20 protein-coding genes are annotated in these 21,210 nt (G+C 72.9%); 9 read left to right on the plus strand and 11 right to left on the minus strand.

The annotated features are described in order from the left end of the window. Positions 1-33 precede the first annotated feature (33 nt). Genes AB0M11_RS29485 through AB0M11_RS29495 form a run of 3 tightly spaced genes read left to right on the plus strand, consistent with a single transcriptional unit; the run spans position 34 to position 1,910 of the window. Positions 34-861: a helix-turn-helix transcriptional regulator gene (locus tag AB0M11_RS29485; protein WP_365710753.1), complete on the plus strand. Its 828-nt coding sequence runs from the start codon at positions 34-36 to the stop codon at positions 859-861. Then, on the plus strand, positions 858-1,094 hold the full coding sequence (locus tag AB0M11_RS29490; protein ID WP_365710755.1) for a DUF397 domain-containing protein: 237 nt from the start codon (positions 858-860) through the stop codon (positions 1,092-1,094). Before AB0M11_RS29485 ends, AB0M11_RS29490 begins: the two co-directional genes overlap by 4 nt. 42 nt (positions 1,095-1,136) lie before the next feature. Beyond that, on the plus strand, positions 1,137-1,910 hold the full coding sequence (locus tag AB0M11_RS29495) for a DUF4253 domain-containing protein (RefSeq protein ID WP_365710757.1): 774 nt from the start codon (positions 1,137-1,139) through the stop codon (positions 1,908-1,910). Positions 1,911-2,035: 125 nt separating this feature from the next. Here AB0M11_RS29495 and AB0M11_RS29500 read toward each other — a convergent pair whose 3' ends face one another. Next, a complete protein-coding gene (locus tag AB0M11_RS29500; RefSeq protein WP_365710759.1) occupies positions 2,036-3,235 on the minus strand; it encodes a PLP-dependent aminotransferase family protein in 1,200 nt (399 codons plus the stop codon). 247 nt (positions 3,236-3,482) lie between these two features. Here AB0M11_RS29500 and AB0M11_RS29505 point away from each other — a divergent pair, with 247 nt between their 5' ends. Next, positions 3,483-3,662, plus strand: coding sequence for a hypothetical protein (locus AB0M11_RS29505; RefSeq protein WP_365710761.1), 180 nt, complete (start codon positions 3,483-3,485; stop codon positions 3,660-3,662). Positions 3,663-3,707: 45 nt separating this feature from the next. Here the strand turns inward: AB0M11_RS29505 and hemB are convergent, their stop codons facing one another. Further along, the gene (gene hemB, locus AB0M11_RS29510) at positions 3,708-4,700 is read right to left on the minus strand and encodes a porphobilinogen synthase (protein WP_365710763.1); all 993 of its coding nucleotides are present in this window, start codon (positions 4,698-4,700) and stop codon (positions 3,708-3,710) included. Between the two features lie 123 nt (positions 4,701-4,823). Beyond that, entirely contained in the window at positions 4,824-5,189 is a 366-nt protein-coding gene (locus tag AB0M11_RS29515) for a hypothetical protein (RefSeq protein WP_365710765.1), read from the minus strand. A gap of 162 nt (positions 5,190-5,351) precedes the next feature. Between AB0M11_RS29515 and AB0M11_RS29520 the strand changes: the two genes are divergently transcribed. From AB0M11_RS29520 to AB0M11_RS29530, 3 genes are all read left to right on the plus strand, one after another. Beyond that, entirely contained in the window at positions 5,352-5,702 is a 351-nt protein-coding gene (locus tag AB0M11_RS29520) for a hypothetical protein (RefSeq protein ID WP_365710767.1), read from the plus strand. Continuing rightward, positions 5,699-6,490: a hypothetical protein gene (locus AB0M11_RS29525; RefSeq protein WP_365710769.1), complete on the plus strand. Its 792-nt coding sequence runs from the start codon at positions 5,699-5,701 to the stop codon at positions 6,488-6,490. The genes AB0M11_RS29520 and AB0M11_RS29525 overlap by 4 nt, the downstream gene beginning before the upstream one ends. A 92-nt stretch (positions 6,491-6,582) precedes the next feature. Further along, complete coding sequence (locus tag AB0M11_RS29530) at positions 6,583-6,954, plus strand: roadblock/LC7 domain-containing protein (protein ID WP_365710771.1); 372 nt, start codon at positions 6,583-6,585, stop codon at positions 6,952-6,954. 97 nt (positions 6,955-7,051) lie between these two features. On the opposite strand, the gene AB0M11_RS29535 is transcribed toward AB0M11_RS29530, so the two are convergent. From AB0M11_RS29535 to AB0M11_RS29570, 8 genes are all read right to left on the minus strand, one after another. Next, positions 7,052-7,411, minus strand: a complete 360-nt coding sequence (locus AB0M11_RS29535) for a hypothetical protein (protein ID WP_365710773.1) — start codon at positions 7,409-7,411, stop codon at positions 7,052-7,054. A 59-nt stretch (positions 7,412-7,470) separates the two neighbouring features. Further along, positions 7,471-8,112: a hypothetical protein gene (locus AB0M11_RS29540; RefSeq protein WP_365710775.1), complete on the minus strand. Its 642-nt coding sequence runs from the start codon at positions 8,110-8,112 to the stop codon at positions 7,471-7,473. Between the two features lie 322 nt (positions 8,113-8,434). Beyond that, positions 8,435-12,649: a hypothetical protein gene (locus tag AB0M11_RS29545; RefSeq protein WP_365710777.1), complete on the minus strand. Its 4,215-nt coding sequence runs from the start codon at positions 12,647-12,649 to the stop codon at positions 8,435-8,437. Positions 12,650-12,981: 332 nt separating this feature from the next. Continuing rightward, positions 12,982-14,688 (minus strand): uroporphyrinogen-III synthase, encoded by a 1,707-nt coding sequence (locus AB0M11_RS29550; RefSeq protein ID WP_365710779.1) that lies wholly within the window; start codon positions 14,686-14,688, stop codon positions 12,982-12,984. After that, entirely contained in the window at positions 14,685-15,644 is a 960-nt protein-coding gene (gene hemC / locus AB0M11_RS29555) for a hydroxymethylbilane synthase (RefSeq protein WP_365710781.1), read from the minus strand. Before hemC ends, AB0M11_RS29550 begins: the two co-directional genes overlap by 4 nt. Then, on the minus strand, positions 15,641-17,332 hold the full coding sequence (locus AB0M11_RS29560; protein WP_365710783.1) for a glutamyl-tRNA reductase: 1,692 nt from the start codon (positions 17,330-17,332) through the stop codon (positions 15,641-15,643). Before AB0M11_RS29560 ends, hemC begins: the two co-directional genes overlap by 4 nt. Next, complete coding sequence (locus AB0M11_RS29565; protein WP_365710785.1) at positions 17,329-18,084, minus strand: redox-sensing transcriptional repressor Rex; 756 nt, start codon at positions 18,082-18,084, stop codon at positions 17,329-17,331. The genes AB0M11_RS29560 and AB0M11_RS29565 overlap by 4 nt, the downstream gene beginning before the upstream one ends. Positions 18,085-18,364: 280 nt before the next feature. Further along, the gene (locus tag AB0M11_RS29570) at positions 18,365-18,649 is read right to left on the minus strand and encodes a glutaredoxin family protein (RefSeq protein ID WP_365710787.1); all 285 of its coding nucleotides are present in this window, start codon (positions 18,647-18,649) and stop codon (positions 18,365-18,367) included. 139 nt (positions 18,650-18,788) lie between these two features. Between AB0M11_RS29570 and AB0M11_RS29575 the strand changes: the two genes are divergently transcribed. Continuing rightward, on the plus strand, positions 18,789-19,712 hold the full coding sequence (locus AB0M11_RS29575; protein WP_365710789.1) for an HAD-IB family hydrolase: 924 nt from the start codon (positions 18,789-18,791) through the stop codon (positions 19,710-19,712). 428 nt (positions 19,713-20,140) lie between these two features. Next, a complete protein-coding gene (locus AB0M11_RS29580) occupies positions 20,141-20,977 on the plus strand; it encodes an ECF subfamily RNA polymerase sigma factor, BldN family (RefSeq protein ID WP_365710791.1) in 837 nt (278 codons plus the stop codon). The last annotated feature ends 233 nt before the right edge of the window (positions 20,978-21,210 follow it).

Below are 21,210 nucleotides of genomic sequence, written 5' to 3' on the forward strand. Positions count from 1 at the left end.
GACGTACGCGTGCCCCAGGGGATTGAGACCGACATGAGCGCGAAGAAGCCGCCGCGGCCGAAGAACCAGACGTCGATGAAGATGCTCGGCAAGCAGCTCGGCGCGGCCCGCCGGGTCGCCGGTCTGACCCAGTCCGAGCTGGGCCTGCGGGTGGGGCTCGACGAGCAGACGGTCGCGTCGATCGAGCAGGGCAGGCGGGCGCTGAAGCCGGACGTGGCGGCGCGGATGGACGAAGTCCTGGACACGAAGGGGATGTTGGCGGCGGGGGTGGCGAACCTGCCGGATGTGGACCAGTTCCCGATGTGGGCGGAGGTCTACATGGAGCACGAGCGCGAGGCGATCGCCCTGTCCTGGTACGACAACGCGGTGCTCCCCGGTCTCCTGCAGACCGAGGCGTATGTGCGGGCCGTCCTGCGCAACCGTGTGCCTGCCTATGACGAGGACGAGGTCGAGACGCGGACGGCGGCCCGACTGGAGCGCCAGGAGATCCTGCACCGCAGAAACGCGCCGACGCTGAGCTTCGTCGTCTGGGAACCGGCGTTGCTCATGGCACTGGGTGGGCCGGAGGTGCGGAGGGGGCAGCTCCGGCACCTCCGCGAGATCGCCGAACTTCCCTGCGTGTCACTGCAGTTCCTGCTCCTCACCAGCCCCTGCCACGCAGGTGTCGACGGGCCCTTCATCCTCCTCGAAACCCCGGACCACCAGCACCTCGCGTACACCGAATCACAGCGCGGCAGCCAGTGGGTCTCCGACGCGGACGAGGTCTCCAGGCTGGCGCGCAAGTATGCGATGCTGCGGACACAGGCCCTGACCACTCAGGACTCGATGGACCTGCTTGACCGCTTGCTAGGAGAGCAATGAGCACCGAGGCACTTCAGTGGTTCAAGTCGACCTACAGCGGCAGCGAAGGCGGCGCGTGCCTCGAAGTCGCCGTCACCTGGCGGAAGTCGAGCTACAGCGGCGGCGAATGCGTCGAAGTAGCCGCCTGCCCCCACGCCGTCCACATCCGCGACTCCAAGAACCCGGCGGCGACCGGCCCCACTCTCACCGCCTCCCCCGCCGCCTGGGCCGCCTTCGCCGCCTCCCTCGGATAACCGCGTCCGGCGTTGTCAGTGGTGCCCCTTACAGTCACTGCCATGGCGACTCTTCCCAACCCGCTGCCCAAGCTGGCGACCGACCCGAGCGGTCGGTCCCTGGGGCTTCAACTCCCGCCCGGGACACTGCTCGGCGACACGCTCGACGGCCCGTGGCACGAGCCGTTGCTGTGGTATGCCGGGCAGCCCGCCGGGCCCGGGACCTGGAGCGCGCTGGGCGCGCCGGCCGCCCGTGCGGGGCTGCTGCCGGTGCTCATCGACGTCTCCGAGATCGACGACTGGGACTTCGCGCCCGGCGAGACCTCGTACCCGGGGGATCACGACGCCGACGAGGTGCTGGAGGACTTCTGGGAGGAAGGCCCGCCGGAGGGCGAGGAGTGGCCGGGACTCGCCGCCGCCCCGGCCCTGGTCGCGGATCCGGACGTGCGGGCGGCCGATGTCGCCGACGCGCTCTCGCAGGGCCGCCCGTGGCTGAAGGAGCCGCACCTGGCGCTGGTGTCGGCGCGGCGCAGCGCGGACATACCGGCGGCCATCGGCTGGAGCGGCCCGGTCAACTACGAGGAGGACGTGGCCCGGCTGTGCGCGGTGCTGCGCTCCTGGGAGGACCGGTTCGGCGTCCGGGTGGTGGCCCTGGGCTTCGACCACCTCGCGCTCTCCGTCGCCGCCCCGCCCGCCGACCTGGACGCGGCGGAGGCGGTCGCCGCCGAGCACTTCGGGTTCTGCCCCTACACCGTGCTGCCCGGCGCCGACGACACCCTCTCGTCGTACGCCGAGCGACTGGTCGGCGAGCGGCTGTGGCACTTCTGGTGGGACTAGCGCCGTAGCGCCCCGTAGGGGCGCTGGGGGTACCCCCGGCCGGAGGCTGGGGGAGGAACTGCGCGACCAGCCACGACGGCGCCGCAGCCGAGCGACGGCAGTCGCAGCACGTCCGGCGAAGGCGCCTAGCCGCCCAGCCCCTTCGCCAGCCTCCGCAGTCCCTCCCCGATCTCCTCCGGTGTCTGCGTCACGAAGCACAGCCGCAGCGTCGAGCGGTCGGGGTCGGCGGCGTAGAAGGGTTCGCCGGGGACGTAGGCGACGTCGTGGTCCACCACCCGGCGGAGCAGCGCGGTCGTGTCGTACGACGAGGGAAGCCTGGCCCAGAGGAACATGCCGCCCTCGGGCCGGTTCCAGGTGGAGCCGGCCGGGAGGGCGTCGGCCAGGCCGGCCAGCATGGCGTCGCGGCGGGCGCCGTACACCGCGCGCACTGTGGCGACATGGGCGTCCAGGACGTCCAGGTAGCGGGCGGCGGCGAGTTGGTTGAGGGTCGGGGTGTGCAGGTCGGCGGCCTGTTTGGCGACCGCGCAGGCGCGGCGCAGGGTGTCCGGCGCGCGGAGCCAGCCGAGGCGCAGGCCGGGGGCCATGACCTTGGAGAGGGAGCCGAGCAGGACCGTCCGGTCCTCGGCGCCGGGGAAGGACGCGATCCAGGGGACGTGGTCGCCGTCGTAGCGCAGCTCACCGTAGGGGTCGTCCTCGACGATCCACAGGCCGTGCCGGGCGGCGGTGGCGGCGAGGGCGGCGCGGCGGGCGGCGGGCATGGTGCGGCCGGTGGGGTTCTGGAAGGTCGGGACGAGGTAGAGGAGCTTGGGCCGCTCGGCGCGGATCAGTTCCGTCAGGGCGGCCGGGTCCACGCCGTCCGCGTCACCGGGCACGGCCAGCACGCGCGCTCCGGCCAGTCCGAACACCTGGAGTGCCGCCAGGTAGCAGGGGCTTTCGACCAGGACGGCGTCCCCGGGTTCGACGAGCGCGGTCGTCAGCAGGGAGAGGGCCTGCTGGGAGCCGGTGGTGATCAGCAGGTCGTCGGCGTCGGTGGGCAGGCCCCGGGTGCCGAGGCGGGCGGCCAGCCCGGCGCGCAGCGTGGGCTCGCCCTCCGTGGTGGAGTACTGCAACGCCCGCTCCGGGGTCTCCTCCAGGACCGCTCGGAAGACGGCCGCTATGCCCTCCCGGTCGAACAGTTCCGGTGCGGGCAGGCCGCCCGCGAAGTTGATGACCTCGGGGCGTGCGGTCACCGCCAGGATGTCCCGCACGGGGGAACCGCCGACGCTCCGGCTGCGGGCGGCGAGCGGGGGCAGCGCGGCGGGCGCGGGTGCGGGCGTGACGGTCATGGGCGGCTCCTTGGCTGGTCCTCGTCTTGGTCCTCGTCCTGGCGGGAGCGTAGAGAGGTAGGTGCCGTCTACACCGGTGATTCCGCGATGCGGACGGGCGGTGCCGGAACGTGGCAGGTCAGCGCGGTGGGCCGGGCACGTGCGTCCCGAATCGCCCGCGAAGTCGGTTGCTGCGGGCGGGCCGTGGCACAGGCCGAGGATGCTTCGGGACCGTCGACCGCACCCAGACCGTCAAAGGAGCCCTCGCATGGCCGCCAGGCACTCTGCCCCGACCCGCGGCCGCCGCCGTCTCCTCACGGCGGCCGCCCTAGCCCTGGTCGCCGCCACCACCCTCACCGGCTGCCGCGACGGCCAGGGTGTACGCGACGAAGGGCCGTCCTCCTCGGCCGCCCTCGTCCGGCCCGCCGCCGACCCGGCTCGGGCCTAGGGCCTCTCGTTCGGATCAGGCCGGGCTCGCGGAGAACCGCCGGGCTCAGCCCAGCATCCGGGCGGCCTCCACCGCCCAGTACGTGAGGATGTTCTGCGCGCCGGCCCGCTTGATGCCGGTCAGGGTCTCCAGGATCGCCCGGTCGCGGTCGATCCAGCCCTTCTCGGCGGCGGCCTCGATCATCGAGTACTCGCCGGAGATCTGGTAGGCGGCGACGGGCACGTCCACGGAGTCGGCGACCCGCGCGAGGATGTCGAGGTAGGGACCGGCCGGCTTGACCATCACCATGTCGGCGCCCTCCTCCAGGTCGAGGGCCAGCTCGCGCAGCGACTCCCGCACGTTGGCGGGGTCCTGCTGGTAGGTCTTGCGGTCGCCCTTCAGGGAGGACCCGACGGCCTCACGGAAGGGGCCGTAGAAGGCGGAGGCGTACTTCGCGGTGTAGGCGAGGATCGCGACGTCCTCGCGCCCGATCTGGTCGAGCGCGTCCCGGACGACGCCGATCTGCCCGTCCATCATCCCGCTGGGCCCGACGACATGGGCGCCCGCGTCGGCCTGCACCTGGGCCATCTCGGCGTACCGCTCCAGGGTGGCGTCGTTGTCGACGCGCCCCTCTGCGTCGAGCACGCCGCAGTGGCCGTGGTCGGTCGTCTCGTCGAGGCACAGGTCGGACATCACGAGCAGCTCGTCGCCGACCTCCGCCCGCACATCGCGCAGCGCGACCTGGAGGATCCCGTCGGGGTCGGTGCCGGGCGTGCCCAGGGCGTCCTTCTTGCTCTCCTCCGGCACCCCGAAGAGCATGATCCCGGAGATGCCCGCCGCGACGGCCTCCGCGGCCGCCTTCTTCAGGCTGTCCCGGGTGTGCTGCACGACGCCGGGCATGGCCGCGATCGGCACCGGCTCGCCCACGCCCTCGCGGACGAACGCCGGGAGGATGAAGTCCGCGGGGTGCAGCCGGGTCTCGGCGACCATGCGCCGCATGACGGGGGTGGTCCGCAGCCGACGCGGCCGCGAGCCGGGGAAGGAGCCGTACTTCGTCATGCCCTCTACGCTACGCCCGTCACCCGGGCGCGCTTACCGACTGGACGTCGGCGCCCCGGCCCCGGCCGACGCCCCGGGCCACGCGGGGCCGGGGCGGGACGGCGCGGCATGGCACCGGGGCGGTCAGATCTCCAGCTCGCTCTCCAGCTTCTTCAGGCTGTGCCGGGCCAACGCCAGGTTGCTGCGGCTCCGGTCCAGGGCGAGGTAGAGGAAGAGCGAGCCGCCCGCCCTGGTCAGGGGGCGGATCAGGTGGTACTGGCCGCCGAGCGTGATCAGGATGTCCTCGATCTCGTCGTCGAGCCCGATGGACTTCAGCGTGCGCTGCTTGGCGCGGACCACCTCGGTGTTGCCGGCCGCGGCCAGCTCCAGGTCCAGGTGCGGTCCGCCGCCCAGCGTGCCGAGCGACATGCCGCTTTCGTAGTCGACCAGGGCGACCCCGACGGCCCCGTCGATGCTCATGGCTTCCTTGAGCGTTGTCTCGATGTTCACGCTGGTGCCCTCGATTTCCTTACGTGGGTCGACTCGGACGCAAGCTGCACGCCGGAGGTTGCTTCGTGACGTATCCGAGTCTGAATAAGCGTCATCTTTGGCCAGTGTTGCAAGACTTGGCAATAAAGTACTGTGCGATCCAGGGGTCCGGAGGGGGAACTCATGGCTTTGCTCGACACCGTCCTGGGCGACGTCGGAAAGACGCCCGGCGTCACCGCCGCCACCCTCCTGGACGGCGTGACCGGCCTCGCCTACGCCGAGTACGGCGACCCGGAACCGGCCCAGGACGCCCAGGAGACCGCCCACCTGGCGACCATGCACCTCAACCAGGCCGGTTTCGCAGGCGAGTTGGAGAGCATCGTCGTCACCACCGCGGCCCACCACCATGTGACGACCACCGTCGCCCGGCAGGGCGACCCGCTCCTGCTGTTCGCCCTGGTGGACCGGGACCGCACGAACATCACCTGGGCGCTGCGCGACCTGGCCGAGCGCACGGGCCGACTGCTCGCATGACCCGGCCGACGCCGACCGCCCGCAACGTCCCCGCCCTGCTGGCCGGTCTGCACACCGAGAAGCGCTCGTGCGCCGTGCTGGTCTCCGGCACCCCGGGCGGGGTGATCCATGTCCGCGACGGCATGGTCGTCGGCGTGGAGACCCCTGGCGCCCCCGGCGTCGAGGTGCTCCTCCTGAAGTCGGGCCGGGTCACCGAGGACGACTGGTCGGCCGCCCGCGCCACCGGCACCGACCCCGCCCGGCTGGCCCTGGAACTGGTCGCCCAGGGTCTGCTGGGCGCCACGGAACTGGAGATCGTCGGCCGGTCGGCACTGTTCGACGCGACCTTCGCCCTCGCCCTGACCAGCCCGGACGGCTGGGAGGTGGCCGAGCCGCGGCCCCTGCTCGTCACGGGCGCCGCGGTGCCGCCCGACCGCCTGGTCACCGAGAACACCCGCCGTATCCGCCTGCTCTCGAACGAACGCGGCGCCACCGCCCGCTTCGCCCGCGAGCGTCTGGAACCCGCCCCGGCCGCCCGCGACCCGCTGCGGACCGCCCGGCTCTCCGCCCGTCACCGCACGCTCCTGACGGTCGCCGACGGCCGCCGGACGCCGCGGGACATCGCCTTCACCCTCGGCCGCGGCCTGTTCGCCGTCATGCTGGACCTCCGCGACCTCCTGGGCCTGGGGCTCCTCCACACCCCGTCCACCGCCCCCGGCGGCCGGCCCAGCACGGCCCCGCGCACCCTGCCCCAGCCGCCGACGACCCCGCAGCCCTCGGCGACCCCGCTCCCCCGCCGTAAGCGCTAGAGCGCGCCGGGCGCATCCGCACGACACCCTCTGGGTCACGGCCGGCCGTGACCCACGCACCACCGAGCACCGCAGCACTGGAGGAAGCGACCATGAACGATCCCGTGCAGGACATCCTCGTCTCCTTGCGCGACCGGGTGATGGGCGTCCGTGAGACCACCCTGGCCACCGTCGACGGGCTGGTGGTAGCGAGCGACACCGACAAGACCCACCCGGAGTCCATGGCCGCCGTGGCCTCCGCCGCCCTCTCCCTCGGCCACCGCCTGGCCGACCAGGGCGACACCGGCACCCTGCGCCAGCTGACGGCCCGCTGCAGCGCGGGCCACGTCATCGTGACCGCGGTGGGCACCCGGGCGCTCCTGGCGGTGGTCACCGACGAGGGCGTGGACGGCCTGGCCTTCGACCGCGAGATCCCGACGGTGGTCGAGGACCTGAAGAAGATCCTGGCCCACGACACAGCCTGAGCGGAAACGCTCCCGCAGGGGGTGCCCGACGGCATGGCTCAGGGCCCGGTGGGTGCGCCGGGCCCTGAGCGGTCGGTGGTCGGCCGTGCGGCCGCGACTACGACTGGTGGAACGTCCAGATGCTGCCGTCGCCCGACTTCGGCACGTACACCTGGTGCCAGGACCAGCCGGCCGGCGGGCGGACGTAGTGGAACTCGACGGAGCTGTTGGTCCGCCACCAGTAGTTGTCGGCCGTGCCGCAGCTGCGGGCCGGGACGTCCCAGAACCGGGAGCCCACCCAGTCGCCGTGGTCGTTGTAGCCGACGAGGTAGAAGCGCAGCGCCGCGTTGTTGTCGTTGCAGACCTGGATCTGCACGTTGGCGGTGGCGGCGCTCGCGGTCGCCGGCGTCGCGAGGACGCCGACGGCCGAGGCCACGGCGAGCGCGGCGACGGTGAGGTTTCGGCGGAGGGTACCCATGTCGTTCGTGCCTTTCTGCGCGGACGGAACTCAGGGGCCGCCCGCTGTCCTGGGGTGGTTCAGCAGTGGGCGGCGCGCTCGGCGGCGGTCATCTTGGCGTCCTTGAAGTTGACGTAACCGGCCTTGGGGGCGTCGTTGTTGAACCCGGTCGACTCGTAGTTGTTGACGTACCAGATGTAGTGGCCGTAGTAGCGCGTGCCGAAGTGGATCTCGTACCAGCCGGTGGCCTTCTGCTTGGCGGTGCCGCGCTCGATCCAGCCCTTGTAGCCGGCCGGGATGTTGACGGTGTCGCTCTCGGTGTCGGTGTGGGACGTCGTCCAGTCGTGCCGGTAGCTGGTCTCGACGGAGACCTCGTAGACCTCCCAGAACTTGGCGGACGCGGTGATCGACACACCCACCGAGTTGGTGGAGGCGGTCGTGTCCGACCAGTCGATGCGGTGCTGGTTGGTCTGGCTGGCGCAGTTGTACGCGGTGGCCCCGACCTGGTGGTTGGGGCCGGTGTACGTCGAGTAGCTCTGCGGGTGGAACTCGCACGAGTCGGCCCAGCTGCAGGCGTCGAGGAGCTCCCTGGTGGTCGGGGTGCTGTCGGCGTAGGACTGCGGAGCCGCCATCAGGGAGGCGCCGAGCGCGACGGCGGCGACGGCACCGGCACTGCGGGCGACACGGCGGGCGGGGGCGGTGGTACGAAGCGCGAATCGCATCGAATACTCCAGTGGGAATCGGCGTCCCTTTGCGGGAGAGCCGCGGCTTTCGACAATCCGGGAATTACTCCTGCGCTGTTTCTTTTTGCCGGCCCTCGGGGGTGTGAGGGCCGGCACGGCGACCGCGCCGCCGCCGCGCCGGGGGGAGGTCTGCGGCGGCGGAGCGGACCGTTCGGCATCCACTCTGGGAGCCCCGGGATTGTTGATCAATCCAGCTCAGAGGCGTAAACAACGGGATCGGAGACCCTACCGCCGGGTACGGCGCGACAGAACGACTCCACCCTCACGGAAGGGGCGAACCGGACGTGAGGCCGGGTCTCGCTTACCGATCGGTGTTACCGCGCGGTGCTACCGGACGGTTCGGCCACGGGTGCCGTTCCCCTTTTCCGGGCGGGCGCGCGGGCGGGTTTTCGGTGCCCGCCGTCGCATTCCTCACGGCCCGCTTTCCCGCCCGCGGATGTCCGGCCGCCGGATTCTTGCCCGTTCGGTTCCAGCCCTCCTGATCGTCGCCCCGTGGCATTCCGCGTTCCGGGTCCTTGCCGGGTGGTGCGGTCGCCGTGCGGCGGGGGGACGTGTGACGCGGGTGGGCCCGAGGCTGGTCCGTCCGGTCGGGGTCCGTCCGGGGCCAGTCGGTCCGAGGCCAGTCGGTCCGATGCCGGTGGGTCGGATATGGGCCGGTCCGGGGCTGGTCGGTCCGCTGGTCGGATCCGGGCCGAAGCGGGTGCCGGGGCCCAGGGTCGGGAATCGGCGCGGGCCTCCGGTCGGCGGCGGGCGACGTGCGGGCGGGCTCGGCGAGGCCGGTGCCGGGCTCGGCAAGACCGCCGGTCCCGGGTAGGGCGAGGCCGGTGCCGGGTACGGCGAGGCCGGTGCCGGGTGCGGGGCCGGGGGTGGCGTGCGGGCCCGGCGCGGCGCAGACGCGCCGGTAAGGCACCCCGGGCAGGTACCGCCGCCACTCGGTGCCGCTCAGGGAGCGGCCGGCGCGGGCGCAGAGCTGGGCGGCGACCTGGTCGGGGCCGACGGCGTAGGCGTGCACGGGGACGTGCGGACCGGCGGCGTAGAGGTAGCCGCCGGGGCCGAAGGCCAGGGAATCGATGACGTCGCCGGAGGTGGCGCGGCTGCCGCCCAGGGGCCGGTCCAGGGTGAGGTCCCACAGCCGCAGGGTGCCCGAACCGTAGGCCACCGCGAGGGTGGTGGCGTCGGGGCTGAAGGCCAGCGCGGTGATCCGGGTGCAGGAGACGCAGCCGGAGGTGGCCGGGGAGCCGGGGATGACGGCCAGCGGGCCGTCGGCCGTCCGGGGGTCCCAGACGGCGACCGTGCCGTAGGCACCCCCTGTCGCGAGGCGTCTGCCGTCGGCGCTGAGCGCGAGGTCGTACGTCTCGCGCCCCTCGGTGAGCGGCGGGTACGGACCGGGCACGGTGGGCGGCACGGCGGTCCGGCCGGAGAACCCCGCGGACATGACCGCCCGCAGCGCCGCACCGGTGGCGTCCCGGCCGGTCACCCGGGTCCGGCGGGCGGTGTCCCACAGCTGCCCGACGAGCGGCCCGGCGGGCTCGGCCCAGCCGAGGGCCAGCTGCCGGCCGCGCGCGGTCAGGGCGACGGCCCGGATCCTGGCGGAGGCTGGCCCGGTCACGTCGAAGGAGGTCGCGGCACGGCTGCCGGGCCGGGTGCCCCGCACCGTGAACCGGGCGGTCGGCGCGGCCCCGGTCGTCGCGGCGGCGCCGTAGGCGACCGCCCGGCTGTCCGGGCTGAAGGCCAGCAGCACCCGGGACCGGCCGGCGGGGGCCGCGGGGAAGGGCAGGTCGGCCACCGTGCGGCCGGTGCGGGTCCGCTCCAGGCGCAGGCGGTAGCCGGTCGCGGTCCGCTCCGCGGCGGCCAGTAACCGGCCGTCGGGGCTGAGCAGGACGGCGTCCAGGGGCCGTGCCCGCCACGGGGCGGCGAGCACGGCCGACAGGTCGAGGGTGTGCACGGTGCTGCCCGCCAGGTAGCGCAGGCCCGAGCCGTCGGCGGCCCAGGCGAGGCCGGTGACGGTGCCGCCGGGCACCGGCTGGCGGAGCACCGGCAGTCCCGGTGCCCCGAGCCGCCAGACGGTCACCCCGTCCGGTCCGGCCGCCGCCAGGGAGGTCCCGTCCGCGGTGACGGCCAGGTGCCGGACGCCCGCCCCGGCGAGGTCGGCGAGCCGGTGCCCGCTGTCGGTGTCCCAGACGCGGACCCCGCCGTCCGAAGCCACGGCGAGCCGGGTGCCGTCCGCCGCGAAGGCGACGGTCCCGGACGAGCAGCGCGGTGTCCGGAACTCCTGCCAGGCGCCGCGCCGAAAGAGCTTCCGGGCGGTGTCCCACAGCTGGATCGGCCGGCCCGGCCGGCAGACGGCCACCAGCCGGTCGTCCGGCGAGGGGACCGGGTACGCGTCGCCCGCCGCGGTCGCGAAGAGTGTGCTGCCGTCGTCCGCGGCCCGCAGCCGCACGCCGGGGTCCGGACCGGGGTCCCGCACGGCGTAGCTGTGCCCGTCGGCTCCGAAGCCGAGGACGCTGCCCCGCGGCGCCCGCTGGTCGGCTCCCTCGCGCAGCCGCCACACGCGCCGTCCGCCGGGTCCGGCCAGCAGCACGGTCCGCCCCGCGGCGTCGACCCCGGCCACCTCGGTGTCCGGCAGCGTTCCCGACCCGGTGCGGCGGTGTCCGGTCACGTCCCACGAGGACCAGGCGCCGGCGCCCAGCACGAGCAGGGTGCGGCCGGAGTCGGTGAGGAAGGCGCCTCCGCCGTCGCCGGGCGGCGGTCCGGTGAAGAGGTCGACCTCGGGTTCGGCGAGCGCGCCGAGCAGGGCGGCGCGGCCGGCCGCGGAGGGGGCGAGCCGCCAGGCGGCGACGCTGAGCAGGGCGGCGCCGCGGGGGTCGGTGGACTGGGTGCGGCCGGCCAGGGCGGCGGCCTGGAGGGCACCGGCGCGCAGGCGTTCCTGGTCGGCCGCGAGGTCGCGCTGCCAGGCGAGGTGCCCGGCGGCGAGGGCACCGGCCACCATGACGGTGAGCGCGGCGGCCAGCCCGCGCATCCGGCTGCGCATCCGGCCCACCGTCCAGCGCTCCATGGAGTCGGCGACCCGGGAGGCGCTGAGGAAGGCCCGTTCCCGTCCGGTGAGGTCGCCGTCGTTGACGCCACGCCTGAACAACACGTCGGCCAGGGCGAGTTGGGTGCCACGGTAGAGGTTGTCGGGGTCGTGGCCGCGTTCCTGCCAGGTCCGGGCGGCCTCGCCGAGCCGGCGGTGCTCGGCGAGCCGTTCGCGGTTGGCCTCGATCCACGCCCGCAGCTGCGGCCAGCAGGTGATCAGGGCCTCGTGGGCGAGTTCGACGCTCTCCTGGCCGACGGTGACGAGCCGGGCGTGGGCCAGACGCCGGAGGACCTCGGGCACCTCGGGGTCGGGCCACTCGCGCAGGTCGGCCCGGCTGACCGGACGGCGGGTGTCGGCGGTGCCGGCGGTGTCGGCGCCCGGCTCGATCAGCGCCAGCAGCAGTCGGCGGGCGGTGGCGGCCTGGGCGGGGGTGAGCCGGCCGTAGACCTCCTCGGCGGCCGAGGCGATCGCTCCGTGGATGCCGCCCGCCGCCTCGTAGGCGGCCAGCGTCAGCACGCCGCTGCGCCGTCTCCGCCAGGTCTCCCGCAGGGCCTGCGAGAGCATCGGCAGGGCGCCGGGCCGGTCCGCGGCCTCCTCGACGATCCGGGCGGTGAGTTCGCGCTCCACCCGCAGCCCCGCAGCCGTGGCCGGTCTGACGACCGCCTCCTGCAGCTCCGCCCGGTTCATGGGGCGGACGGTGAGGGTGTGGTGGCGTAACGCCTCGGCGAGTCCTTCGTGCTCCGTGCACCGGCTGTGGAAACTGCCGTCCAGCGCTATGACCACCCGCAGCCGGCCGGCCGGTTCCCGCGCGGCGAGCAGCTGGTCCACGAACCGCCAGCGGTCGGCCCGGGACCGGCACAGGGTGAAGATCTCCTCGAACTGGTCCACCACCACGAACCGTTCCGGCCCGTCCGGCGGCGGCGCCAGGAGACTGCCGTGCGTGGCGGCGGGCCGGGCGCCGGGCGTGATCAGCCGGAGTTCCATGCCGCAGTCCTTCTCCCGGACCAGGGCGTCCAGCCGGGGCAGCAGACCGGCCCGCAGCAGCGAGGACTTGCCGCTGCCGGAGGTGCCGAGCAGCACCGCGAACCGGTGTTCCAGCACCAGGCCCAGCGCGTCCTCGACCAGCCGGTCCCGGCCGAAGAAGCGGTCGCTGTCCGCGTACTCGAACCGCGCCAGCCCCTGATAGGGCGAGTCGCCGTCCACGGCCGACGGCGAGCGTGTCTCCTCGGCGACGGCTGCCCAGCGGCGCTCCCACTCGTCCGGGTCGGCCCCGCAGGCCCGTGCGTAGGCCCGCACCACGGCCGCCGAGGCCAGCCGTTCGCCGGACGCGGCGCGCGAGAGGGCGGTCACCGAGAACCCGGAGTGCTGGGCCATCTGCCGGTACGACGGCGAGCCGGCCGCCGCACGCAGCGCTCTCAGCTCGTGTGCGAAACGGGGCACGGGCCCGTCCTCGGGGTCCACCGGTCGCTCGGGACGGCCCACGGTTCACCTCACGTCTGCCGGTGAAAGGTTCGCGACGCTCCAGAAACCGCTTTCAGGTGAGGGCTAGGGCCCAACTCGATTACTACTTACGGGTGTTACCGCAAAGTAATCGTTTCTGCGCAGGGAGGCGCAAGCTTGTAAGGACAAGCGATTTCCTTGCGAGTTAAAGTAGTGGCCGGGCGACGCAGCGGCAATGCTCCGCAGCGAAATCCGGCCGCCGACCGCCGCGGGACAGACGAACAGAGAAGGGGCGGAGCATCCGCACACCGGACACCCCGCCCCGCCTCTCCTCACGTCGTGGTGCGCCTCCTGCGCGCCCCCGGCCGCCGCTCGCTCGGGCGGGTCACCGGATCCCCGGCCTCCAGCGCGCTCGCACGCCTGCGCAGGCCGAACTCCGCCAGCGCCTCCGCCAGCTTCGCGGCCGACGGCTCCGGAGCCATCACGTCCACCCGCAGCCCGTGCTCCTCGGCCGTCTTGGCCGTGGCGGGCCCGATACAGGCGATCACCGTCACGTTGTGCGGCTTTCCGGCGATACCCACCAGGTTCCGCACGGTGGACGACGACGTGAAGAGCACCGCGTCGAAGCCGCCGCCCTTGATCGCCTCCCGGGTGTCGGCCGGCGGCGGCGACGCCCGCACCGTCCGGTAGGCGGTCACGTCGTCCACCTCCCAGCCGAGCTCGATCAGTCCGGCGACCAGCGTCTCCGTGGCGATGTCGGCGCGCGGCAGGAAGACGCGGTCGATCGGGTCGAAGACCGGGTCGTAGGGCGGCCAGTCCTCCAGGAGGCCGGCGGCGGACTGCTCCCCGCTCGGCACCAGGTCCGGCTTCACACCGAAGGCGACCAGCGCCTTGGCGGTCTGCTCGCCCACCGCCGCGACCTTGATCCCCGCGAAGGCCCGCGCGTCGAGCCCGTACTCCTCGAACTTCTCCCGGACCGCCTTGACCGCGTTGACCGACGTGAACGCGATCCACTCGTACCGCCCGGTGACGAGCCCCTTCACGGCCCGCTCCATCTGCTGGGGCGTACGCGGCGGTTCGACGGCGATCGTCGGCACCTCGTGCGGCACGGCCCCGTACGACCGCAACTGGTCGGAGAGGGACGCCGCCTGCTCCTTCGTGCGCGGCACGAGCACCTTCCAGCCGAACAGCGGCTTGGACTCGAACCACGACAACTGGTCGCGCTGGGCGGCGGCGGACCGCTCTCCGACCACGGCTATCACCTGGCGGCCGCCCTCCGGCGAGGGCAGCACCTTCGCCTGCTTCAGCGTCTGCGCGATGGTGCCGAGGGTGGCGGTCCAGGTCCGCTGCCGGGTCGTCGTACCGGCGACGGTGACCGTCAGCGGGGTGTCCGGCTTGCGGCCGGCGGCGACCAGCTCCCCGGCGGCCGCGGCCACCGAGTCGAGGGTGGCGGAGACCACGACCGTGCCGTCCGAGGCGCCGACCTCGGTCCAGCACCGGTCGGAGGCGGTACGGGCGTCCACGAAGCGGACGTCCGCGCCCTGCGCGTCCCGCAGCGGCACACCGGCGTAGGCCGGCACCCCCACCGCGGCCGCGACACCCGGCACGACCTCGAAGGGCACACCCGCGGCCACGCAGGCGAGCATTTCCTCGGTCGCGTACGTATCAAGTCCCGGGTCCCCGGACACCGCACGGACGACCCGCCTGCCACCCCGCGCGGCCTCCATGACAAGATGAGCCGCATCCCGCACGGGCGGGAGGGAAGCGGTTGTCGACGCGCCGTCGACAACCGTGAGTTGAGGTGTGCCCGTGCCCGGATAAGGGTCCGACGACGGATCCGGATCCGTGGTCACGACGGAGACGCCCTGCCTGGCGTGGGTTCTGATCACGTCGAGCACGTCGTGCTCGGCGACCAGGACGTCCGCGCTGGACAGTGCCTCCACGGCACGCAAGGTCAGCAGTCCCGGATCCCCGGGTCCGGCACCCAGGAAGGTGACGTGCCCGTGTTCCAGGCCGGCGGGAAGGTTGGTGGGGCTCACTGTGCTCGCTCCCCCATCAGACCGGCCGCGCCCTGGGCAAGCATCTCGGTGGCGAGTTCGCGACCGAGCGCCGTCGCCTGGTCGTATGTCTCGGGCACGGGACCGGTGGTGGACAACTGCACCGTCCGGGTGCCGTCGGTCGTGCCGACGACTGCCCGCAGGCGCATTTCCTTGACAATCTGCCCGTCGGCCAGCAGGTCGGCAAGCGCGCCCACAGGGGCGGAGCAGCCGGCCTCCAGGGCGGCGAGCAGTGAGCGCTCGGCGGTCACGGCGGCCCGCGTGAACGGGTCGTCGAGTTCCCCGAGCAGGGCGACGAGCTCCGCGTGGTGCGCGGCGCACTCGATCGCCAGCGCCCCCTGGCCGGGGGCGGGCAGAACCGTGTCGACCGACAGGAAGTCGGTCACCTCGTCGACGCGGCCGATGCGGCTGAGGCCGGCCGCCGCGAGTATGACGGCGTCCAGCTGGCCGTCCCGGACGTACCCGATGCGGGTGTCGACGTTTCCGCGTATCGGCACCGTCTCGATGGCCAGCCCGTGGCTGCGCGCGTACGCGTTCAGCTGCGCCGTGCGGCGCGGCGAACCGGTGCCGACGCGGGCCCCGCGCGGCAGGTCGGTGAACTTCAGCGCGTCCCGGGCGACGATCACGTCCCGCGGGTCCTCGCGCACTGGTACGGCGGCCAGCACCAGCTCGTCGGGCTGGGTGGTCGGGAGGTCCTTGAGCGAGTGAACCGCGAAGTCGACCTCGCCGCGCAGCAGCGCGTCCCGCAGGGCGGTCACGAAGACACCCGTGCCGCCGATCTGTGCGAGGTGCTCGCGGGAGGTGTCGCCGTAGGTGGTGATCTCCACCAGCTCGACAGGCCGCCCGGTCACCCGGCTCACGGCTTCCGCCACCTGCCCGGACTGGGCCATGGCGAGTCTGGATCGCCTGGTCCCCAGTCTCAGTGGATTGTCACTCATGCCGGTCGGTCCTTCGTTTCTGTGCTGTCCACGGCCCGGGAGACGGCGGCCACCGTCTCGGGGTCGAGGTCGAACAGGGTCCGCAGCGCGTCCGCGTACCCGGCGCCGCCGGGCTCGGCCGCGAGCTGCTTGACCCGTACGGTCGGCGCGTGCAGCAGCTTGTCGACGACCCGGTGCACGGCCTGCCGGATCTCGCCGCGCTGGCGTTCGTCCAGGCCGGGCAGGCGCCCGTCGAGCCGCGCGATCTCGGTCGCGACGACGTCGGCGGCCATCGTCCGCAGGGCCACCACGGTGGGCGTGATGTGCGCCGCCCGCTGGGCCGCGCCGAAGGCGGCGACCTCGTCCGAAACGATCCGCCGCACCTGGTCCACGTCGGCCGCCATCGGCGCGTCCGCGGACGCCTCCGCCAGCGACTCGATGTCCACCAGCCGCACCCCGGCCAGCCGGTGCACGGCCGCGTCTATGTCGCGGGGCATCGCGAGGTCGAGCAGGAACAGCGCGGGAGCGGGCCGGGCGAACCCGGCGACCGGCTCAGGTCTGCGCCGCTCCGGGATCCGGCCGATCCGGGCGGCGGCCGCGGCGAGCGCCTCGATCAGCTCGGCCTCGGCCTCCGGCGTACGGCGGGCGGCGTCCCGTCGGTCGACGGTCCCGTTGTCCACCCAGGCCGCGTGCTGCTCCAGCTCGGCGGCGGCCATCCCGGCGACGGCGGCCTCTCCCATCACGGAGAAACCACTCTGCTCGGCGGTGAGGTCCAGCGGACAGGTGTCGTCGTTGCCGACGGTGCCGGTGACGGCCGGCGGCTGCTTCGGGGCGGGGGACGCGTCGAGTTCGGCGACCGGCTCACCGGTGCGCCCCTCGACCGCCGCCGCGACCGCCTCCGCCGTCAGCACGAGTCCGGTGGCTCCCGTGCACGACACCACGACGTCGGCACGTGTCAGCTCGCCCGGCACCGCGTCCATCGGTACCGCGCGGGCCACCACGTCCGTCTCGCCGCTCTCGGTGAGGATCTCGGCGAGCCGCTCGGCACGGTCGTACGTCCGGTTGGCCACGACGATCTCCGTGACCCCCGTCCGCGCGAGCGTGGCCGCGGCCAGCGAGGACATCGAACCGGCGCCGATGACCAGCGCCTTCTTGCCCCGGGCCCAGGTCTGCACCTCGGCACCGGCGGCCAGCTGTTCGAGCCCGAAGGTGACCAGGGACTGTCCGGCCCGGTCGATCCCCGTCTCGGAGTGCGCGCGCTTGCCGACCCTGAGCCCCTGCTGGAACAGGTCGTTCAGCAGCCGACCGGCGCTGTGCAGCTCCTGGGCGCGGGCCAGCGAGTCCTTGATCTGCGCGAGGATCTGCCCCTCGCCGACCACCATCGAGTCGAGCCCGCAGGCCACCGAGAACAGGTGGTGGACGGCCCGGTCCTCGTAGTGCACGTAGAGGTAGGGGGTGAGCTCCTCGAGCCCGACCCCGCTGTGCTGGGCGAGCAGCGTGGACAGCTCGGCGACGCCGGCGTGGAACTTGTCGACGTCGGCGTAGAGCTCGATGCGGTTGCAGGTGGCGAGCACCGCCGCCTCGGTGGCCGGCTCGGCGGCGACCGTGTCCTGGACCAGCTTGACCTGGGCGTCCGCGGTCAGCGCGGCCCGCTCCAGGACGCTGACCGGGGCGCTGCGGTGGCTCAGCCCGACGACGAGGAGACTCATGCCGGCATCACGGCGGGTACGTCCCCGTCGGGCCCCTGCTCAGTGGCGTCCTGGTGCGCGGCGACGGGCGCGGCCGCACCCTCGTGCTCCTCGCCGGCCTTGCGCTGTTCGTGGAAGGCGAGGATCTGCAGCTCGATGGAGAGGTCGACCTTGCGCACGTCGACGCCGTCCGGGACGGCGAGCACGGTCGGCGCGAAGTTCAGGATGGAGGTGACCCCGGCGGCCACGAGGCGGTCGCAGACCTGCTGGGCGACGCCCGGCGGGGTGGTGATCACGCCGATGGAGACGCCGTTGTCGGAGATGATCTTCTCCAGGTCGTCGCTGTGCTGCACGGCGATCCCGGCGACCTGCCGGCCGGTCATCGCCGGATCGGCGTCGATGAGGGCGGCGACCCGGAAGCCGCGGGAGGCGAACCCGCCGTAGTTGGCGAGGGCGGCGCCCAGGTTTCCGATGCCGACGATCACAACCGGCCAGTCCTGGGTCAGACCCAGCTCGCGGGAGATCTGGTAGACGAGATACTCGACGTCGTAGCCGACACCGCGCGTTCCGTACGAACCCAGGTAGGAGAAGTCCTTGCGCAGCTTCGCGGAGTTGACCCCCGCGGCCGCGGCCAGCTCCTCCGAGGAGACCGTGGGGACCGAGCGCTCGGACAGTGCGGTCAGAGCGCGGAGGTACAGCGGAAGCCGGGCGACGGTGGCCTCGGGGATCCCTCGGCTGCGGGTCGCCGGTCGGTGAGTTCGGCCAGTTGCCACGGTGCTCCAACGGGTTGAGCGGGGCTGCGGACGGTCACACGTACCCGGACCGCCCCGTCGACAGCAGGCTATGTCTTTGTGAACGCGTGCACAAAGATGGTGTCCGATTTGCCCGCCCAACGTGACCGGGGTCACGCGCCCTCGGCGCAGCTGTCCGGAACCGGCGCACAAGCGCCCGCGCTCCCTCTCCGATGGGGGCAAAACCGTACACACTCCTCACGCATCCCGCCCCCGAGACCAAGCCGCCGTCGATCCTAAGCGACTTTGCAGCCGGTTTGGACTAGTCGGTCAGTGCCTTGCGGAGCCGTTCCTCGTTCACGCGCCAGAAGGTGTGCTGCTCACCGTCGACGAGGACCACCGGGATCTGCTCCCAGTACTGGTCGTACAGGTGTGCGTCCTGGGTGATGTCCTTCTGCTCCCAGGGCACGCCGAGGTCGCCGCACACCTTCTCGACCACGACCTGTGCGTCATCACACAGATGGCAGCCGGGTTTACGGATGAGGGTGACCAACCGAGCACTCGGCGCGGGCGCCTTCCGGCCAAAGAGGGGACTCATGACGTCCATTGTCCCGCCCCTGGCAGGGCATGTCCGCCGCCTTCTGCACGGGTTCTCCGCCCTGTTTAACGACCCGGTCGCGGAGAGTTCACACCCATCCAACTCCCGTGACTCCGGAACCTCCGAACAAACTGGCTATGCTCACGACATGGCCGCTCTCGGATGGCTCACTCCCCGTAGGCGCTCCGCCACGGCGCGGAGCGTGTTGGCAGGCGAGGCCTCGGCAGAGGCCGCGCGCAAGAACCAGGAAGCGACGGCGCCGGCCGGCGAGGCCGCGGAGCCGGAATTCCCGGTGCTCGGCGACGACAAGGCCGCCGCGTTCTTCGACCTGGACAACACCGTCATGCAGGGCGCCGCCATCTTCCACTTCGGCCGTGGCCTGTACAAACGGAAGTTCTTCGAGACCCGCGACCTCGCCAGGTTCGCCTGGCAGCAGGCATGGTTCCGGCTGGCCGGCGTCGAGGACCCCGAGCACATGCAGGACGCCCGCGACTCGGCCCTCTCCATCGTCAAGGGCCACCGCGTCGCCGAGCTCCAGACCATCGGCGAGGAGATCTACGACGAGTACATGGCCGAGCGCATCTGGCCCGGCACCCGCGCCCTCGCCCAGGCCCACCTGGACGCGGGCCAGAAGGTGTGGCTCGTCACCGCCGCCCCGGTGGAGATCGCCGGCGTGATCGCCCGCCGGCTGGGGCTGACGGGCGCGCTGGGCACGGTCGCCGAGTCGGTGGACGGCGTCTACACGGGCAAGCTGGTCGGCGAGCCCCTGCACGGCCCCGCCAAGGCGGAGGCGGTACGCGCCCTGGCCGCCGCGGAGGGCCTCGACCTCTCCCGGTGCGCCGCCTACAGCGACAGCCACAACGACATCCCGATGCTGTCCCTGGTCGGGCACCCGTACGCCATCAACCCGGACACGAAGCTGCGCAAGCACGCGCGCGAGCTGGACTGGCGTCTGCGCGACTATCGCACGGGGCGGAAGGCGGCGAAGGTGGGGATCCCGGCGGCGGCCGGGGTCGGCGCGGTCGCCGGCGGCACGGCAGCGGCCATCGCCTTCAGCCGCCGCCGCCGCTGACCCAACGCCCACCGTCCGCTGCGCGGGACATCGCCGTAGTGCCGCGCGGGACATCGCCGTAGGACCGCGGACCGGTTGCCGAGTGCGGGTGCGTCGTGGCCGGTCGCGCAGTTCCCCGCGCCCCCTTGGGGCGCGCTGCCCACCACCGCCCTGCACGCCGCGCGGCCGAATTATCGCTCCGTCACCCGAACACGCCCCGCACATCGCCGAAACCCGCACGTTTCCGGTCAACGACCGATCACTCTACGGCCCTTGAGGCGCCGCCAAACGGTTACAGAAGCGACGCAATCGATGATTTGAGCAACTCGGTGTAGCAGTGCCTGTACGAAGCGTTATTCTCCTACGACGCAAACCGGTTCCCTTCCGTCGCTACGACGGGTGAAAGGTTCCGCACTGCACGTGATGGAAGCTCTGCCTCTGGGAGTCCCGTGTACCCACACGTCGGGGTTGACGCCTCGGGCCTGGCTACGCTGCGCGCAACAGTCGCGACGGTCAAAGAGACGCTGCGCGGCCGTGTCCGGACCGCGTACGGCGTCCCCGCCTTCGCCACCACCGCCCCCGTCGGCCCGTGCTACGCGCTGGCCGACGGCATGGAACAGGTGCCGGCGCGCGGCGCCGTCGTCGAGGGCCGCCGATCCGGCGACGGGCGGGGCGTCGGCAGACGCGGCCGCGGCTCCGGCCCCGGCACCACCACCCGCCGCCCGGCCGCGGACAGCGACAGCGCCCGGATGATGGACCTCGTGGAGCGCGCCCAGGCCGGCGAGGCCGACGCCTTCGGCCGTCTCTACGACCAGTACAGCGACACCGTGTACCGCTACATCTACTACCGCGTCGGCGGCAAGGCGACCGCCGAGGACCTGACCAGCGAGACGTTCCTGCGCGCCCTCAGAAGGATCGGCACCTTCACCTGGCAGGGCCGCGACTTCGGCGCCTGGCTGGTCACCATCGCCCGCAACCTGGTCGCCGACCACTTCAAGTCGAGCCGCTTCCGCCTGGAGGTCACCACCGGCGAGATGCTCGACGCCAACGAGGTCGAACGTTCGCCCGAGGACTCCGTCCTGGAGTCCCTCTCCAACGCGGCCCTGCTCGATGCCGTACGACGCCTCAACCCCCAGCAGCAGGAGTGCGTGACACTCCGCTTCCTCCAGGGCCTCTCGGTCGCCGAGACCGCCCGCGTGATGGGGAAGAACGAGGGCGCCATCAAGACCCTCCAGTACCGGGCCGTGCGCACCCTCGCCCGGCTCCTGCCGGACGACGCGCGCTGAACCGGACACCCTCGGCTACCCCCAACTCACGCTCCGTCAAAGCGTGTTGCCTTTCTCAGCCGATCGGCGGGGGTCCGTAACCCAAGTGCCGAGCCGCTCGTTGTGCGGGATACAGGCTCCCTGTGGTCACGTCCGGCCAGCCCCGATCCCCCGATCGTGTGGCCTGGCCGACGGCGTGCAACCCTCAGGACCCCCTGGGGAGTCGACCGTCATGACGAGAGGAGGTGCCGCCA

It is taken from the genome of Streptomyces sp. NPDC051987 (genome assembly GCF_040680735.1).
Classification (GTDB): domain Bacteria; phylum Actinomycetota; class Actinomycetes; order Streptomycetales; family Streptomycetaceae; genus Streptomyces.